Source organism: Brevibacillus sp. IT-7CA2 (genome assembly GCF_949767855.1).
Classification (GTDB): domain Bacteria; phylum Bacillota; class Bacilli; order Brevibacillales; family Brevibacillaceae; genus Brevibacillus.
The window spans coordinates 492,883-509,867 of the sequence record NZ_CATKQT010000033.1; the positions used below are offsets into that span (position 1 = coordinate 492,883).

The 16,985-nt window shown below is 49.5% G+C and carries 17 protein-coding genes; 14 read left to right on the top strand and 3 right to left on the bottom strand.

All coding sequences use genetic code 11. The features are described 5' to 3' along the window. Positions 1-49 precede the first annotated feature (49 nt). Positions 50-2,554: an ATP-dependent helicase HrpB gene (gene hrpB, locus ACM6JA_RS18965; RefSeq protein WP_414853579.1), complete on the top strand. Its 2,505-nt coding sequence runs from the start codon at positions 50-52 to the stop codon at positions 2,552-2,554. A 256-nt stretch (positions 2,555-2,810) separates the two neighbouring features. Here hrpB and bluB read toward each other — a convergent pair whose 3' ends face one another. Next, a complete protein-coding gene (bluB, locus tag ACM6JA_RS18970) occupies positions 2,811-3,464 on the bottom strand; it encodes a 5,6-dimethylbenzimidazole synthase (RefSeq protein ID WP_007727497.1) in 654 nt (217 codons plus the stop codon). A 135-nt stretch (positions 3,465-3,599) separates the two neighbouring features. Between bluB and ACM6JA_RS18975 the strand changes: the two genes are divergently transcribed. The 6 genes from ACM6JA_RS18975 to ACM6JA_RS19000 all read left to right on the top strand — a co-directional run bounded on the left by ACM6JA_RS18975 (position 3,600) and on the right by ACM6JA_RS19000 (position 9,623). Continuing rightward, positions 3,600-4,283 carry a response regulator transcription factor gene (locus tag ACM6JA_RS18975; RefSeq protein WP_414853580.1) on the top strand — a complete coding sequence of 228 codons (684 nt, stop codon included), beginning with the start codon at positions 3,600-3,602 and terminating at the stop codon, positions 4,281-4,283. After that, a complete protein-coding gene (locus tag ACM6JA_RS18980; RefSeq protein ID WP_414853581.1) occupies positions 4,249-5,682 on the top strand; it encodes an ATP-binding protein in 1,434 nt (477 codons plus the stop codon). Before ACM6JA_RS18975 ends, ACM6JA_RS18980 begins: the two co-directional genes overlap by 35 nt. Before the next feature lie 143 nt (positions 5,683-5,825). Beyond that, entirely contained in the window at positions 5,826-7,421 is a 1,596-nt protein-coding gene (locus ACM6JA_RS18985; protein WP_414853582.1) for an efflux RND transporter periplasmic adaptor subunit, read from the top strand. Positions 7,422-7,425: 4 nt separating this feature from the next. Beyond that, positions 7,426-8,157, top strand: coding sequence for an ABC transporter ATP-binding protein (locus ACM6JA_RS18990; protein ID WP_414853583.1), 732 nt, complete (start codon positions 7,426-7,428; stop codon positions 8,155-8,157). Then, on the top strand, positions 8,144-9,355 hold the full coding sequence (locus ACM6JA_RS18995) for an ABC transporter permease (protein ID WP_414853584.1): 1,212 nt from the start codon (positions 8,144-8,146) through the stop codon (positions 9,353-9,355). The genes ACM6JA_RS18990 and ACM6JA_RS18995 overlap by 14 nt, the downstream gene beginning before the upstream one ends. A 52-nt stretch (positions 9,356-9,407) precedes the next feature. Beyond that, on the top strand, positions 9,408-9,623 hold the full coding sequence (locus ACM6JA_RS19000; protein ID WP_017250899.1) for a hypothetical protein: 216 nt from the start codon (positions 9,408-9,410) through the stop codon (positions 9,621-9,623). A gap of 370 nt (positions 9,624-9,993) precedes the next feature. On the opposite strand, the gene ACM6JA_RS19005 is transcribed toward ACM6JA_RS19000, so the two are convergent. Continuing rightward, complete coding sequence (locus ACM6JA_RS19005; RefSeq protein ID WP_414853585.1) at positions 9,994-10,335, bottom strand: hypothetical protein; 342 nt, start codon at positions 10,333-10,335, stop codon at positions 9,994-9,996. A 216-nt stretch (positions 10,336-10,551) separates the two neighbouring features. On the opposite strand from ACM6JA_RS19005, the gene ACM6JA_RS19010 reads away from it, so the two are divergent. The 3 genes from ACM6JA_RS19010 to mscL are packed head-to-tail and all read left to right on the top strand — an operon-like array spanning position 10,552 to position 12,815. Further along, a complete protein-coding gene (locus ACM6JA_RS19010) occupies positions 10,552-11,400 on the top strand; it encodes a nucleoside hydrolase (RefSeq protein WP_414853586.1) in 849 nt (282 codons plus the stop codon). Between the two features lie 4 nt (positions 11,401-11,404). Beyond that, positions 11,405-12,367 (top strand): nucleoside hydrolase, encoded by a 963-nt coding sequence (locus tag ACM6JA_RS19015; RefSeq protein ID WP_414853587.1) that lies wholly within the window; start codon positions 11,405-11,407, stop codon positions 12,365-12,367. Further along, entirely contained in the window at positions 12,351-12,815 is a 465-nt protein-coding gene (gene mscL, locus ACM6JA_RS19020) for a large-conductance mechanosensitive channel protein MscL (RefSeq protein ID WP_414853588.1), read from the top strand. The genes ACM6JA_RS19015 and mscL overlap by 17 nt, the downstream gene beginning before the upstream one ends. 36 nt (positions 12,816-12,851) lie before the next feature. Here the strand turns inward: mscL and ACM6JA_RS19025 are convergent, their stop codons facing one another. Then, positions 12,852-13,625, bottom strand: a complete 774-nt coding sequence (locus ACM6JA_RS19025; protein ID WP_414853693.1) for a YheC/YheD family protein — start codon at positions 13,623-13,625, stop codon at positions 12,852-12,854. Between the two features lie 172 nt (positions 13,626-13,797). Here ACM6JA_RS19025 and ACM6JA_RS19030 point away from each other — a divergent pair, with 172 nt between their 5' ends. The 4 genes from ACM6JA_RS19030 (at position 13,798) to ACM6JA_RS19045 (ending at position 16,985) form a co-directional block, all read left to right on the top strand. Beyond that, entirely contained in the window at positions 13,798-14,622 is an 825-nt protein-coding gene (locus ACM6JA_RS19030) for an AraC family transcriptional regulator (protein ID WP_414853589.1), read from the top strand. 76 nt (positions 14,623-14,698) lie between these two features. Next, positions 14,699-15,064 carry an MmcQ/YjbR family DNA-binding protein gene (locus ACM6JA_RS19035; protein WP_414853590.1) on the top strand — a complete coding sequence of 122 codons (366 nt, stop codon included), beginning with the start codon at positions 14,699-14,701 and terminating at the stop codon, positions 15,062-15,064. Between the two features lie 5 nt (positions 15,065-15,069). Continuing rightward, on the top strand, positions 15,070-15,447 hold the full coding sequence (locus ACM6JA_RS19040; protein ID WP_087345013.1) for a VOC family protein: 378 nt from the start codon (positions 15,070-15,072) through the stop codon (positions 15,445-15,447). 317 nt (positions 15,448-15,764) lie between these two features. Then, the gene (locus ACM6JA_RS19045) at positions 15,765-16,985 is read left to right on the top strand and encodes an anhydro-N-acetylmuramic acid kinase (RefSeq protein WP_414853591.1); all 1,221 of its coding nucleotides are present in this window, start codon (positions 15,765-15,767) and stop codon (positions 16,983-16,985) included.

The following is a 16,985-nucleotide window of genomic DNA, read 5'->3' on the forward strand; positions in this document are numbered from 1 at the left end:
CTGTATCATGTATGATGAATAGGGATGATTGCTCGTATGAGGTGAAAACATGAATGCATTGCCGATAAATGAAGTATTGCCAGAGCTGGTAAACACGCTGCGCAAAGAGACAAACGCAGTGTTGGTCGCTGCTCCGGGTGCGGGGAAGACGACCCGGGTACCACTGGCCTTGCGTGAAGAAGCTTGGTTACACAATCGACGAATTGTAATGCTAGTCCCACGCAGACTGGCCGCACGTCAAGCTGCTACCTACATGGCTGCCTTGCTGGGGGAAGAAGTTGGACAAACGGTCGGATACCGGGTCAAGCGTGAAGCAAGAGTAGGTCCAGACACACGGATTGAAGTGATTACAGAAGGAATTTTAACGAGAATGCTACAGGATGATCCGGAGCTATCTGATGTCGGTCTTGTTATTTTCGACGAGTTTCACGAACGGAATTTGCACGCGGATTTAGGGCTCGCCCTTAGTCTTCAGGCACAAAGCTTGTTTCGGGAAGATCTGCGAATTCTCGTGATGTCCGCTACGCTCGATGCTGAGCCTGTGTCAGCCTTGCTGGGAAATGCTCCTGTTATTAATAGTAAAGGCAGGATGTTTCCAGTGGAGACGAAATTTTTGGATTCCCCGATGGAGGGGCGTTTGGAGGAAGTGGTTGTCCAGATGATCTTCCAAGCGTTGAGACAAGAAGATGGAGATATGCTCGTCTTTTTACCAGGAGCCAAAGAAATTCACCGGGTGCAAGAGTTGCTTGAACAAAGTGGTGTGGGCACGAATATCCGGATTGCGCCTCTTTATGGAAATTTGTCGCAGGAGGAACAAGATAAGGCGATCCAGCCCTGGAAAACAGGAGAGCGCAAAATTGTTCTCGCAACTACTATTGCCGAGACGAGCTTGACTGTCGAGGGTGTGCGCATCGTAATTGATAGTGGATTAAAACGGGTCCCGCGCTTTTCTCCACGAACAGGGATGACGAGACTGGAGACAGCAAAGGTATCAAGGGCGTCTGCAGACCAACGTCGAGGAAGGGCTGGACGGCTTGCACCCGGGGCCTGCTTTCGACTGTGGACAGAGCAAGAAGATCGTATGCTCATTCCACAGCAGGCACCTGAAATCATGGAAGCGGATCTGACTGTGCTCACTTTGGAACTGGCTCTGTGGGGAGTCGGGGCACCGGAAGAACTGGATTGGCTGAATCCCCCGCCAAAGGCAGCGATGGCACAGGCTCAAGAGCTGCTGCTTCAGTTGGGCGCATTAGATGAGCGGAAGCAGATCACACCACATGGACGAGTGCTGGCTGGGATGGGTGTGCATCCGAGATTAGGCCACATGATTCAGAAAGCGAATGAACTGGGGCAAGGTGAACTGGCTTGCGAGCTAGCTGTCCTCTTGGAAGAACGAGATATTGTGAGGGGGCGCCAAGCGTCAGCAGATGCGGATATGCGTACACGTGTTGAACTGCTTCGTCAGGTAGCAAACAAACAGAGTGGGGCAGTGGAGCTTTCGATTGATGTAGGAGCATGCAAAAGACTTTGGAAAGAGGCGGCTCACTTCAAGCGGGTATGGATAAACAACAATCCTAGTGACACTTCCATTCGTACAGAAGCTACAGGAAGACTGCTGGCGTTTGCGTACCCGGATCGGATTGCCCAGCGAAGGGCGGATGGACGTTATTTGCTTCGCAATGGGCGGGGGGCGGCTTTTTCCGTGCAGCAACCACTGACTGCTTCGCCGTATATTGTAGCAGCAGAACTCGATGACCAGGGCGCAGACAGTCGGATATTACTGGCGGCTAGCTTGGAAGAAAGCGAGCTGTTGAATGATTGTGCGATGCAGATTACCGAACGAATGAACGTATGGTGGGAGCATACAGCAGGGGCAGTTCGCAGCCGCAAGCAAAAACGGTTGGGTGCGATCCTGCTGGCGGATATACCTGCGGAGGCTTCGCCAGATGAGGTGTTAACAGCGCTTTTGGAAGGAATAAAGGAAGAAGGCTTGGAGATTTTGCCGTGGAATCGACAGGCGAGACAGTATCGCGAGCGTTTGCTGTTTATGCATCGTCTGGAGGAAGGCTGGGCGAATATGGAAGATGAGGCACTGCTTGCTTCCTTGGAGGAATGGCTCGCACCCCATGTGTATGGTTTCAAAAGAAAGGAAGACCTGCAGTCGCTGTCAGTGACGACGTTGCTGGAGTGTATGCTCTCATGGGAGCAGCGCAGACAACTAGACGAATACGCTCCGACTCATGTGATCGTCCCGAGCGGTTCCAAAATTCCTGTCGATTACAGCGATCCAGTGGCACCGGTGCTCTCCGTCCGGCTACAGGAGTTGTTTGGTTGGCAAGACTCTCCGAGAATAGGCAGAGGCAGAGTACCACTGACATTGCACCTGCTTTCACCAGCTCATCGTCCGGTACAAGTGACACGGGACTTGGCGAGCTTTTGGGCACATGCGTATTTTGAAGTGAAAAAAGATTTAAAGGGCCGTTATCCCAAGCATTATTGGCCAGATGATCCGCTAGCGGCCATTCCGACAAATCGGACTCGTCCACGTATATAAATCGATTAGCTAGGTATATTCGGGGATAGAGGAAGAGCTCGGTGTCAGGTGAAATTTCCCATTTTGCTAGTTCCATGTTCGTGAGTCACGTCAATTGTGAAACCTTCTTCGTGTTCGGGCACGTCAGGAAGATACCGTGAATCACGTACTACCCCCTCTATTTCTCAGGGCTGCCTGTTGATCAGGCGGTCTTTTTTTTTGTAAAAGAAAAGGGTGCCGTAGTTGCAGCGCCCTTTCTTTCGTATAAGATCAAAGCTTACGCCTTACTCCCCCACTGCTCCCGATAAATCAACTGTTGCAGGTCCTCGCGTTGTCTCCATTGGTGTAGCTCCAGGAGTGGACGTTCTGGATAATGATCCGTGTAGCCGATCGACAGCAATGCCACAGGATCGATATGCGGCGGTATATTCAGGATACGACGCACGTCCGCCTTCTTGTAAAAACTGACCCAGCCCATCGCCAAATCTTCTGCGTAGGCTGCCAGCCACATGTTTTGGATCGCACAGCTTACAGACATAATATCTGTTTCTGGGATGGAATTGCGTCCGAGTACATGGTCTCCGCCACGTGTAGGATCACAAGTGACACAGATGGTGACAGGTGCTTCCTTGATCCCTTGAATTTTCAACTCCAAAAAGGTCGACTCTCGTCCCGTACCTTCGTAGTGGATGGCAAGTGCCCGGCGTTCTTTATCCGCACATTCTGCAAGAGCTTGTTTGGTTGCGTCGTCTTCCACCAGGACAAAATTCCAAGGCTGCATGAATCCGACAGAAGGAGCATGGTGGGCAGCAGCCAAAATCATGGCGAGCTTTTCCGGGGCGACAGGGTCTTGACGAAAGCTACGAATATCGCGACGATTGCTGATGGCTTTATACAAACCGTTTTTTTCTTCCGCTGTTAAGCGTTTCATGAGAAACCTCCCTATTTGCATTCAGGTCTCTTTATTTTACTTACAAAGTATGCTTCCTTCCAGACATCTGCTTGACATATTCATGTCCTACGCTAAAGGGGAGATTAGTCCGAGCAGAGGGGAGAGAGTACGAGCATGCAAAACATCTTAATCATAGAAGACGAGCTACCCATCTCTCGGGTATTAAAGGCGTATTTGGAAAAAAACAACTTTCAGGTTGAACAGGCATTTAACAGCGAGGAAGCAGAGCAGAAGTTTGATTCACTCAATCCTGCGCTCGTTTTGCTGGATGTGATGCTGCCTGGACGAAGCGGATGGAGTATTCTCGAATATATTCGGGCGAAAAGCTCGTGTCCTGTCATCATGCTGACAGCGCTGGGACAAATCGATAACAAGCTGGCGGGCTTGAACAAAGGCGCCGATGACTATATCACCAAGCCCTTTATTGCCGACGAAGTGGTAGCTCGCGTACATGCAGTATTACGTCGCTCGAAACAATTGATAGAAGGCAATCATGTCAAGCAGTTTGGCAGTTTGAAAGTCGACTTCAAGGCTTATTCTGTCATGCTGCACGGCATCGAACTGGCGTTTACGCCAAAGGACTTGTGCCTGTTTCTATTTTTGGCGCAGTACAAAAACCAGACATTCACCAGAGAACAGCTCATCGAGCAGGTGTGGGGGATGGATTACGAAGGAAGTGATCGCGCAGTAGACCTCGCGATCAAACGTATCCGGCGATCTTTGGAGAATTGGCCGACATCCGAAGGGGAAATCCGTACCTATCGTGGCTTGGGCTACAAGCTGTGCGTATATGAGTGAGAAAAAACGAACCTCTTTGTTTCGCTATTGGACGACGCGATACTTGATCATCTTGTGTATCGGCCTCTTCGTGATCGGGATTGCATCCAGCTACTGGATTTCTTATAGCGAGACACAAAAACGTCTTGATTTTATGAGGCTGATGGCAGCGGAAGTAGCAGATCGGGTCGTTGATGTGGAAGGCAAGGTAAAAATGGCTCCGTTCTTGTTTCGTATTGTGGACAGTCGCCAGGAATCACTCGGAGTCAATTACAAGCCAATTATGATGATTTTAGATGAACACAAACAACCAGTGTTTGGCGTACCCGGTCCTTTTTCTGGGGAACTGAAGCGCATCGCGCCTGATCTGGTGGAAGCGGATGACAGCCTGTCACAGTTTGAGCTTGCGCGGGGCGACGAAGTGCTTTTCGTGAAGGAAAGCATTAAGGTTGATGAGCGAGTGGTTGGATGGGTCATGCTGTTCACCCCACAAAAACAGGTGATACGCAGCATGACCGAATTCCAATTGCTCGCGATCATGCTTCTGGGTCTCGGTTTGCTTGGCTGGCTCGTCATTTATTTGCTGACGAAAAAGCTATCTCAGCCGATCAAGGATGTGGCAGACGCTGCCAAGCAAATCGTGCTGGGAAACTACGAGATTCAATTGGATAAAAACAAGCGCGAACAAGAAGTGTATGAGCTGATCCATTCCTTTGAAGAAATGGCAGAACGACTGAAGCAGCTGGAAATGATGCGTACAGAGCTATTGGCAGGGGTGACCCATGAACTCAAAACACCTGTTACGTCCATCAGTGGGCTGGTACAAGCCGTGAGGGAAGAGGTTGTGAGCGGTGAGGAAGCCAAGGAGTTTTTGGATATTTGTACGAAGGAAACGACACGTCTGCAAAAGATGGTAGAGGATTTGCTCGATTTTAACTCTTTCGCTGTGGGTGACATTCGCATTCGCCGGCAACCTCAAAACATGCAGGAGCTGATCCGGGAAATTACGCACCAATGGAAAATTGTGCAGGAAGAAGAGAAGCTCAGCTTGCACATCGAAAGTACCTCTGATCCGATCATGATAGAGACCGACCCGCTACGTGTGCAGCAAATCATGTACAATCTCCTAAACAATGCAGCACAAGCGATGGAATCGGACGGGCGGATCGTCGTGTCACTATCTGCAACAGCAGATGAGGTTCGCATTGACGTGAAGGACAATGGACGTGGGATACCGATAGAGGAACAGTCTTTGATTTTCGAACGATTCTACCGTGGCGAGGACAAGAAGCACATCGTCCGTGGGCTGGGGCTTGGTCTGTCTTTTAGCAGAATGATTGCCCAAGCGTTACGAGGTATGTTGATTCTGACGGAGAGTACAGCGTCAGGCAGCACCTTCACGTTGATTTTGCGCAAATAAAATAGGCACGATCCAAAAACGACCTGGTTCTCTGGTCGTTTTTTTGTGTCTTCATCTGACTTTTCCCTGACGTATTCGTTCCGTATAGTGGTCGCAACCAAAAAGACAAGTCTTCAATCAAGTAGACGGTAGGAGGACTGAGCGTGACTCACAAGGAGAAAAAGAAAGAGTTGTTTTCGAAGGTAGGTAGCAACAAGAAAAGGTGGATGGTTGGAGTTTTGGCTGTCGGGGCTGTCATCGTTTCAGGTGGTATATTCGGCTACCAGTCGTTTTTTACCCCACAAACGGCGCAGGCCGCTTTTCAAGTGGAGACGGTAAAAAGGGGAGACATCTCAGAAGTCGTGCAGGCATCAGGCACTGTCCAGGCTTCCAAGCGCTCGTCTCTCTCGTTTTCTGATGCAGAAGAAGCCAAGGATGCGATTTCTACCATTCAGGTCGGCGTTGGTGATGCTGTGAAGGCAGGGCAAGTTCTGGCGACGATGGATGATTCCGTAGCGAGAATCCAGGTGACCAATGCGGAAGCAAATCTTTTATCGGCGCAAGCCAAGCTAGAGGAGGCACAAAAGCGTAAAAGTCCCGCTGAAATCACGTCTTTGCAAGCCGCCGTCAATCAGACCAAGAACGAATGGGAGCTCGCAAAGCAAAACATTGACGGGAAAAAAGCGGCGAATGACGTAGAGAAGGCAAAGGCAAACCTGGAAAGTGCTCAGAAGACGTACACTTCCCAGCAGGCCTTGTTCGCGGCAGGTGCGATTGCCAAGAGTGAATTCGACAGTGCCCAGTCCTCGTTGGATCAGGCCCAACGCGATTACAACTCGGCAGTATTGACAGCCGGACAGACCACAGGGCAGGCCAGTGTGAAGGTAGAGCAGTCATTGGCTGCGTATCAAACAGCGCAAGAAGCGTTACAGGAAGCGAATGAAGGCCCTGATGCTGCCTCAGTATTATCGGCCAAAGCAGCGGTGGAACAGGCAAAAGCGGGGCTGCAACAAGCACAAAAGGCACTGAGAGCTGTCACCTTGAAAGCACCGATGGACGGAGTGATCGTTCAGGTGAATGGCAATGTGGGTGAAATACCCGGCAATGATTTCATTATCATGGATAATTCAAATAGCGGAGATTTAGAGGTATTGGCCCAGATTAGCCAGAGTGACATCGGAAAAGTGCAGGAAGGCTTGCCTGTTACGTTTACGACGAGTTCTTATGCGGACGAGACGTTCCGTGGAAAAGTAAAGCTAATCTATCCAGAAGCGAAAACCGACGCTGGAGTCACCACTTACGATGTGCTTTTGTCTGTGGCAAACCAAGATAACAAATTGAAGATCGGGATGACGATGAACGTCGCGATCGAACGAGGAACCCATAAAAATGTGCTCGTGGTACCTGCGCAAGCGTTGCAAACGCAAAATGGCAAGGATGGCGTGTATGTACTAAAGGATGCTGCTGCACAACAAGCTGGTGAAGCAGCTGAAGGGAATCAGGCTGAGACGAAGCAAGCGAATAACCGCAGTGGAAGCAAAGAGGGCAGAGTGAATATGCCGTATCGATTTGTTCCGATCAAAATGGGATACTTCACTGCCGATCAGGTAGAGGTGACGGAGGGGCTTACCGAAGGAGAGCGTGTTGTCATCCTCGTGAATACACAGACCTCATCTGGAACGAGTCAGAATGGAAATCGAATGGGCAGCGGCGGTATGCCGGGATTCGGCGGAATGGGCGTCCAGATAAGGGGACGGTAGGCAGATGAAACCGGTCATTCAAATAGAAGAGCTGAGAAAACAGTACGTCATCGGAGATCAGGAGATTTATGCACTCAGGGGTGTCAGCTTGTCGATTGAGGAAGGGGATTTCGTGGCAATCATGGGGCCGTCCGGTTCAGGTAAATCTTCCATGATGAATGTGATTGGCTGTCTGGATAAGCCCACCTCTGGGGAATTTTTTTTGGACGGCTATCCTGTATCACAAGCACATGACGATGAATTGGCGGTCATCCGCAATCAAAAGATCGGCTTTGTTTTTCAAAATTTCAATCTGTTGCCACGTACAACCGCAGTTGAAAATGTAGAGCTGCCTCTATTATATGGAGGTAAGCCTGCACGGGAACGAAGAGAAAAAGCCATCCGGGCATTAACGAGTGTCGGATTGGCAGAGCGATTGAACAACAAGCCCAATGAGCTGTCAGGTGGGCAGCAGCAACGCGTGTCAATCGCGCGAGCTCTCGTCAATGATCCCGTCATCCTGCTGGCAGATGAGCCGACAGGAGCGCTGGACACGAAGACGAGTGAAGAGATCATGGGTATCTTTCAAAAGCTGAACGATGCGGGCAAAACGGTTATTGTGGTGACACATGAACCTGATATTGCGGAGTATGCCAAGAGGATCGTCCGGTTTCGTGATGGGCAAATCATCGCGGATGAAGTGGTGGGGGATCGCAGGAGGGCGTCGATGGAGGGTAGAGCAGATGAGCTTTATTGAATGTGTACGCATTTCATTTCGCAGCATCAGGGCAAATGGCTTGCGCTCCGTTCTCACGATGCTGGGAATTATCATCGGTGTGGCTGCTGTTATTGCGATGGTGGCGATCGGAGAAGGGACTTCCACGTCTGTTGCTTCGCAGATCAATGGTTTAGGGAGCAACCTGCTCATTGTCACACCTGGTCAGGCGACACAAGGCAGGATAAGCCTTGGGGCTGGCTCTCTGAATACGCTGACGATGGCAGATGCAGAAACCTTGATGCAAGAAGAGTCTATTTCGGGTGTGGCTCCCAGCGTCAATGCGCGGGGGCAGATTGTCTGGGGAAGCAACAACTATTCCAGTATGCTCGAGGGGACGTCAGCTGATTTCCCTCAGGTGAGGAATGTAGAGGTTGGACAAGGGCGTTTCTTTAGCAACTTTGAAGTGAAGATGCAATACAACGTGGCTGTGGTGGGGACAGAGGTGGTCAGCAACCTGTTTAAAGGAGCAAACCCAGTGGGGCAAACCGTTCAGATCAACCGGATTCCGTTTACCATCATTGGCGTATTGCAGAGCCAGGGAAGTTCAGGCATGACTAACAACGACGATCGGATCATCATTCCGATTACTACTGCGATGAACAGGTTGACCGGAGGTAAAAACGTGGGCTCGATCTACGTCTCGGCAGCATCGTCGGACTTGATGGAGAAGGCGCAACAAGATATTCAGCAAGCCCTTCGTGCCAATCACAAACTACGACCACAAGCTGCCGATGACTTTCGCATTACGTCTCAATCTGACATATTAAGCACGGCACAGTCAGTATCCAGCTCGATGACCGCGCTTTTATCTGGCATTGCTGCCATTTCGCTGATTGTTGGCGGGATAGGCGTAATGAACATTATGCTTGTATCCGTCACGGAGCGGACACGGGAGATCGGGATTCGCAAGGCGATTGGAGCCAAGCGGGGAGATATTCTCCGTCAGTTTTTGATCGAAGCGGTTACGCTTAGCCTGATTGGCGGGGTGATTGGTATTGCCTTAGGGGTAGGGGCGGCGTTTTTGGTTAGCAAGCTCGGTCAGATGGCGACCTCCATTAGTCTGTCGCCGATCATGTATGCATTTTTGACATCTACACTGGTTGGTGTCATTTTTGGTGTGTATCCGGCGAGAAAAGCAGCACAGCTCAAACCAATTGACGCACTGCGGTATGAGTGAGTGTGTAATTTTACCAATCCGGGCATACTAGCCGTGAGAGGTGTTGGTGCTGATGGAAAAAAGCGTTCAATTTTCCGTACCATGGCGAGAAGCGACACGCATTGTGAAAAGGATCAAAACAAGCAAATTGCGTTATTTTGTCAGACAACAAGAGGGCAAGACCAGTGTTGCGTTCGTCTTTCCTCGAGTTAGCGTCAGCCAATATGTCTATTTGTATATCATTTTTGGACCGAGAGCTGCTGATGTGCTCAACAACGATAGCAAATAGAATGATCCCTGATGGCCCGAGCAGGCGTCAGGGATTTGTAATAATTCACAGGAAAACAAAACCTGACACTTTTCGATAGGACTGTTTCATAGTACAATTCCAATATGAACGAACTTGGGGAAGTTCGGGATGGCGGCACCCAATCTGTGCAGAAGGGCCGCCTCTTTTTTTAAATATTGTACAAATGTTCGTTTTCGACAGCATTTTTATCCAGAGGATATAATAGGTACAATTACCTGAATATACAGATGGAATGAGTGAGTAGTTGGATATAAAATAAGCTTATTCACGTAAATACAACGTACTACTCCCTCCCAAGATTTGATCTTGGGGCTTTTTTTGTTCAAAATACATGAAAAAAAGCCGTTTCTCATGACGGCTTTGTTATCGATAAGGTAGGTTGAAAGCTTCCTTTCAGCAAGGCATCAATCAATTGCTCCTGTGTGAGAGAAATCGTGATGCCCATCCCAGGCAGATCGACAGAAAAAACATTCTCTCGGTACAAATACCAGAGATCGCCTGTCGGCTCAATGGAATAGACGTGTAAATTTTTCTGTGAATGCTGGCCTGCCTTTTGGATTTCCCGCAACGCTGTAAACAGTTCTCCCCAAACAGGCAGATAAGGCTTCGTTTGGTGCTGCACAATCGCTTGGATCAGTTGGTTTTTCACGAGAGAAATAGCATCCATGGTTGAGTGGTTCAACGAAAGCATGACCGTTATACTCCTTTTGCATGGCTTGGCGCATTAGTCTTGCGTGATGGCGATTTTTGTCGAAGTTATGAATAAGTGTAAGATAGTTATCCGTTCGATGCAAGAGAAGAGAAGGTAGAGATGAGCATTTGGATATTTGACGGTTGCTGCTGATTTGGATAGCATAGGAAAAGCGGTTTTGACAAATGGCAATAGCGAGAAGCGGGAGATGAGATTGTGGCAAAAAAACACCGGTTGATCATCGAGTTTTGCGGTGGATTTGGTCAAGGGCTGGCCTTGCTGTATGCTTTGCGGTCGCCTGATGTTCAAGTGGCAGGAATCATTTGCAGAGACACGCAGTCAAGCTTGGCTAGCAAGCTGATTGATTTTGCACAGCCAGGCTATGAAATTCCAATCGTAACAGGTGCCAAGCAACCACTTTTCTCAGGAACGATAGAGACGACCACCTCGGAAGGTGTACGGCTCCTTGCAGAAAACACGCAAGATGAGGAAAGTGATTTGACGCTCGTGACGTTTGACCGTTTGACGACGCTAGCTATGGCTGTCGCGCGTGATCCACTGTTGGCGCATAAAGTTACGAGAATCGTGGTGCAGGGTGGAGCCATACGTGTACCAGGAGATGTTACGGCCATTGCTGAAACAAACATGCATGGTGATCCGGAAGCAGCTGCGCTCGTTTTGGCAGCCCGCTTGCCGCTTGTGCTTGTTCCATTAGATACAACCAGCTCGTTTCGTTTGACGGAAGAGCAAGTACATACGCTGGGCAGTCTCGCACAAGCAGTGGGCCTGATCGATAGAACGACGATGTCAGACATGCAGTTTGCCGCTTCTGCTCGTACGCTCCATGCATGGGTAGCAATGCTGGCGGCTCTCTCGCCTGAAAAGATGCGGACAGAACAGATGAAGCTCTCAGTCGAATGCAAAAGTGAATTGTCACGCGGTGCCATTCTAGCCGATCTACGGGCGAAACCGAGTGTAGGAACCGATACGACCGTATGCGTTGAGGTTGAGATGGCAGAGGCAGAGCGATGGCTGCAAACCGTTTTGGATCAGGGAGGGGTATAAGCGCATGGAAAAAATCATTTTGGATGTAGATACCGGGATTGATGATGCGCTGGCGATTGCTTATGCCGTTCACTCGCCTGCTCTTGAAGTGTGTGGGATTACCACGACTTTTGGCAATATTACGGTGGAGGAAGCAACACGCAATACCTTACAGGTGCTAGAGCTGCTGGATGCCTCTACGATTCCTGTCTATCAGGGGGCATCGAAGCCGATTGTTCGCGACCTCACAGGAAAAGCAAGGCTCTTCCACGGTGAAAACGGGTTAGGCAATGTCGTCCTTCCTGAACCTTCGACAACGGCTCAGCCACAGTGTGCCACACAATATCTCATCTCTGCGATAAAGGAATATCCTCACGAATTGATACTCGTGACCGTCGGGAGCATGACCAATCTGGCGCAGGCGATTATGGCTGCTCCAGAAATCGTATCCCTTGTCAAACGAGTGGTCGTGATGGGAGGGGCTGTAACGGTGCCGGGGAATCGCACCCCTGTAGCGGAGGCGAATATTTGCGCCGATCCGGAAGCGGCAGCGTATGTCTTCCAGTCCGGTATTCCAGTGACGCTGGTAGGCCTGGATGTGACGATGCAAACGCTGCTTACCCGCGAACACTTGCAGGAATGGAGAGCGAAGGATACTCGCTTGCGTCATGTTTTCGCGGATATGTGCGAGGTGTACATGAATGCCTATGCTACAGTGGGCAATTTGCGCGGCTGCGGTCTGCATGATCCGTTAGCGGTAGGTGTCGTCATTGATCCAACGTTTGTGAAGTCAGTCCCAATGCATGTTGCGGTAGATACGTCCGGGGGAGCCAGTGATGCCCGTACGATTGGGGACAGACGGGAACATCCAGCGCAGCCGCCGAATGTGGACGTGTGCTTGGAGGTTGACCATGAGCGCTTTGTCAGCCATTTTTTGAAACATGTTTTAGGAAATGAAGGAGGAAATCATTGTGTTAAAAGAGTTTAAAGAGTTTGCGTTAAAAGGAAATGTGATGGATCTCGCTGTCGGTGTCGTGATCGGTGGGGCTTTCGGGAAGATTGTGACCTCGCTTGTCAATGACATCATTACCCCATTGATTGGGATGCTTTTGGGCAAGGTCGATTTCTCCGGTCTCTTCATCAATTTGAGCGGAGTTCCTTATAAGACGATCGCTGAAGCAAAATTAGCTAAAGCTGCGACACTGAACTACGGGTTGTTCATCAATTCCGTCCTTGATTTTGTCATTATCGCCTTTTCCATTTTTATCGTCATCAAGCAGCTCAACCGTTTCAAACGCAAGCAAGAAGTGGAGAAAGCACCTGAGACAACGAAAGAGTGCCCGCATTGCATCTCCGCGATTCCGCTCAAGGCTACACGCTGCCCGAACTGCACCTCCATGCTGGACACAAAAGGAACAGCATTGGCACACGAATAAGACAAATACACGAATCAAACGAACAGAGGAGGGCGATTATGCCTTCCTCTGTTTTCGTTTCACGCGGTTTTTATACTGATAGTGAAGTCTTTTAATCGTATGGTAATAAGTCTTGTCTTTGAGCTTGGCAAACAGCCCGTGGGAAGGAAAGTCGTAATTGACCTCAATAATGGAGAGATTTCCAGTTTTATCAATAGCAAAATCAACGCCGATTTGCGAGCTGTGCCGATATTTATTAAAGTGGGCACATACACGGTGACTGATTTGGATCAACTGAGAGACGACACTTTTTATTTTGTCGGGCGCGACTGCCTCTGATTTCTTCAAGGCATGCGGGACTGTGACGGCATATCCGCCGCCGCGAGCGACATTGGTAATAATACTGTCGGCACCGGCTACCTTGGCTAGCATGCCGGCATATTGCCATTTGCCCAAGCCATTGCGCATCATCATGACGCGAATATCAAAGGGGCGGCCGTCAATTTCAGCTAAATCCAATCCTTTTTGAATTACGTAATTTTTTTCCGTACACTGCGCGGCGAGCTGCTGCTTCAAGTTAGCCAAAGAATCTGCATCCATAGGTTCTCCGCGCTCCTTGACAAATTGATAGCCCCCGCCATCCGTTTTCCAGACACGAATAATGCCTTTCCCCATATGGGTTCGCGTCGGTTTGATATAGACGGTAGAATACTTGGCTACATACGAGTCCAAACTTGCGGGCTGATATAAAGAAGTAGGCGGTAGGTAAGGGCGAATGTAAGGACTTTTTGAAAAGAACTGATGAAGGCTCCACTTGGAGGAGGAGATCACATCATGCACCTCACTTTACGAAAAATCCATTCGTCCCAGCATATGCAGAAGCGATCGTGACCGTTTTTCTTTTGAAAGGGGACGTTTTTCAAAAATTGCCAAGGACTGAGAAGGAGTTAACGGATTGTGGGGGAATATATGTTCTAATCAGAGGAGAAGGATGGCGAAAATTATGCGGCAATTCCGCCCGGTGCAAACTCCGACTCTGCAACGAGCGAGCGCCCAAAATGCCTATCGCTACCAAGAGTACATGCCCAGCAAATGCCTGGCGAACTATATAGCCTGCTACTGGACCTCAGAGTACGACGGCAAAGGGATAGCACCTACAAGCCGAGTCATACCCGATGGATGCGTCGATATCATTTTCAATCTCGGCGCCACTTCCTATCAGAAGGGGGCATTTCTAACGGGACTGATGAGGACGTACGAGGTTATCCCATTGACCGAACCACAATCCTTGATCGGCATTCGGTTTTACGCTGAGGGAGCGTCTCGCTTTTTACGCTACCCGGTCGCCATGATCAACGGGCATCATCCCAATCTGGAAGACATCTGGGGCAAAGAGGCGGATCAGGTGATAGAAGGCTTGCTCGAGGCTTCCGACACGGCGGAGCGGATCGCTTGGTTGGAGCAGGAGCTTATCAAACGATTGTGGTTAGATGATCCGGCAGACCAGTTGCTTTTGACAAGCATGAACTATTTATATGAATACAGAGGAAATCTTTCCATGGCCGCGCTCGCCGAGAAAGTGAATTATAGCGAGAGAACCTTGCGCAGGACGTTTCAACACCAGTTGGGAATGAGCCCGAAGGAACTGGGACGAATCATTCAATTTCAAGGGCTGCTGCAAATGCTGGCTAAGGGAACACGCACTTCGTTTACAGATGTAGCTCTCCAATGTGGCTATTACGATCAGTCGCACTTGATCAAGAGCTTCCACACTTTTTACGGTGAAGCTCCAAGTAAAATTATCTCGCCAGATCGTGCGAATCGATAATCTTGAAAAGTTGTCCGTTTTTTACAATCTTCTTTTTGCGAGACGCGTTACCCTAAAGAAAGGATGGTGAATTCATGTGAATGAACAAACAGTAGATACATATTGTCGGAAGCAGCCCGGTACCACCCATGACTATCAGATGGATTGGGAATGCGATCGCTACCATGTCGGAGGCAAAATATTTGCCATGATCGGAGGCGATTCCAAAGGTGTTCGGATCCTCACCTTGAAATGCGATCCGATGCGTGCGGAGGAATTGCGCGAGACCTACGAAGGGATCGTACCCGGCTATCACATGAATAAATCCCATTGGAATTCTGTCTACTTGGACGCTGACATTCCCGAAGGCTTATGGGAAAAGATGATCGAGCATGCGTACGAAACGGTGCTCCAAAAGCTGCCCAAGCGCGTCCAGCAAGAAATCAAGAGCGAACAGGAGTGAGTGATGTGGGGATCAAGCTTGATATGGTAGGGATAGTCGTACAGGACATGAAAAAAGCGTTGGATTTCTATCGAGTACTCGGTTTCGATATTCCCGAGGGAGCAAATGACGAGCCGCATGTGGAGGTAGCGCAGGACGGTGTTCGTCTGGCCTTTGATACAATGGAAGTTGCCAAGGGTGTGTATGGAGGATGGGAAGCACCTGTCGGGCATCGGATTGAGCTGGCTTTTTTGTGTGAGGATGCTGCGGCGCTTGATGCGTTGTATACGAAAATCGTTTCACATGGCTACGAGAGTCACCGTGAGCCGTGGGATGCTTTTTGGGGCCAGCGGTATGCCATTGTGAAAGACCCAGATGGGAACCTGATCAGTTTGTTTGCGTAATACGATCCTTACATATAGAAGACAAGCCGAGCCTATGTGAAAAAGGTTCGGCTTGTTTGCGTTTGTGGACGGAATCAATGGCTGATATATAAAACTTTTTAATAGGAAAACATACCCATTACATCGCTGGTTTTTCTCAATAGAACGGGCTCGTGCTGTGACAGCTTGAACGGGGTGAGACTTGTGCATGGCTGTTGTTTCAAGAAATAAAATTTACTAATAATCGATTGACTTGTGTAATTTTGCTACATATAATGAAAGCGATAACAGGAACGAATTTTTCAACGATTCTCGATTCTCAAATGGGGGCTTTTGACATGGATCAACCTGCAAAATTGCTCGATTATCGTGCGAAAAATGAGCATGTACTCATCGGCCTCATGTCGGGTACTTCGCTGGATGGCATTGATGCCGCACTCGTAGCGATCCGCACAGATGAACAGGGCGAGATCGAAAAGGTGACTCTCCGCGATTTTTTTTATATGCCTTACTCCGATGACTTGCGTGAGTGGGTCATGAATCTGTGCAGTGTAGAGACAGCGAGAGTGGATCAGTTGACTGCGGTTCATTACGGCTTATCTGAATGGTATGCCTATGCGGTACAGCAATTGATGCAGAAAGCTGGTGTCACGACAGCTGAAGTAGATGCAGTCTGTATGCACGGACAAACCATTTGGCATATTGCCGGGCGCACGCCATTTCCAGGACCACAAGGAATGACAGAGGTCAGAGCGTCCTTGCAAATCGGCGAGCTGTCCACGCTGGCAGAGCGTACGGGTATTCCGGTAGTGGGAAACTTCCGCGCTCGAGACTTGGCTGCTGATGGAGAAGGAGCACCGCTTGTTCCGTATGCGGACTATATTTTGTTCCGCCATCCGCAAAAAGGCAGACTGCTGCAAAACATCGGTGGAATCGCCAATGTCACATTACTTCCTGCAAGCGCAGCTATCGATCAAGTCGTTGCTTTTGACACAGGCCCTGGCAATATGATCATGGATCAAATCGTTCAGCTCATGACCAACGGACAGATGAGGTATGACGAGGGTGGCAAGCTGGCCGCAGGTGGCACCATCTCTTCAGTGCTACTGGAAAAATGGCTGCAGGACCCGTATTACCAGATCAAGCCACCGAAAAGCACAGGTCGCGAAGTATACGGCAAAGCTTTTGCCCAAGAGCTGTTTCATGATGCGAATCAACTCGGGATTAGTCAGACGGATCTGCTAGCAACCGTGACAGCATTGACTGCCACGACAATTGCGAATGCCTATATGCAATTCGTATTACCAACAACCAAAGTGGAGGAAGTGATCGTCTCAGGGGGAGGCGCTCATAACCAGACGCTTCTCACCATGCTGCAGCGTCAATTGCCGACAGGAATGACCGTGATGACGGCGCAGCAGTTTGGGATGCCTGACGATGCGAAGGAAGCCGTCGCTTTTGCCATTTTGGGTCATGAGACACTAATGGGACGACCATCCAATGTGCCATCCGTAACAGGGGCGAAGAGGGCCGTACCGTTAGGAAATATATGCTTCTAA

Excerpts from the sequence above, each read along its gene's own strand:
- ACM6JA_RS19045 (WP_414853591.1), top strand. The coding sequence starts at position 15,765 with ATGGATCAACCTGCAAAATTGCTCGATTATCGTGCGAAAAATGAGCAT.
- ACM6JA_RS18975 (WP_414853580.1), top strand. The coding sequence starts at position 3,600 with ATGCAAAACATCTTAATCATAGAAGACGAGCTACCCATCTCTCGGGTA.
- ACM6JA_RS18995 (WP_414853584.1), top strand. The coding sequence starts at position 8,144 with ATGAGCTTTATTGAATGTGTACGCATTTCATTTCGCAGCATCAGGGCA.
- hrpB (WP_414853579.1), top strand. The coding sequence starts at position 50 with ATGAATGCATTGCCGATAAATGAAGTATTGCCAGAGCTGGTAAACACG.
- ACM6JA_RS18990 (WP_414853583.1), top strand. The coding sequence starts at position 7,426 with ATGAAACCGGTCATTCAAATAGAAGAGCTGAGAAAACAGTACGTCATC.
- bluB (WP_007727497.1), bottom strand. The coding sequence starts at position 3,464 with ATGAAACGCTTAACAGCGGAAGAAAAAAACGGTTTGTATAAAGCCATC.
- ACM6JA_RS19030 (WP_414853589.1), top strand. The coding sequence starts at position 13,798 with ATGCGGCAATTCCGCCCGGTGCAAACTCCGACTCTGCAACGAGCGAGC.
- ACM6JA_RS19015 (WP_414853587.1), top strand. The coding sequence starts at position 11,405 with ATGGAAAAAATCATTTTGGATGTAGATACCGGGATTGATGATGCGCTG.
- ACM6JA_RS19005 (WP_414853585.1), bottom strand. The coding sequence starts at position 10,335 with ATGCTTTCGTTGAACCACTCAACCATGGATGCTATTTCTCTCGTGAAA.
- ACM6JA_RS19000 (WP_017250899.1), top strand. The coding sequence starts at position 9,408 with ATGGAAAAAAGCGTTCAATTTTCCGTACCATGGCGAGAAGCGACACGC.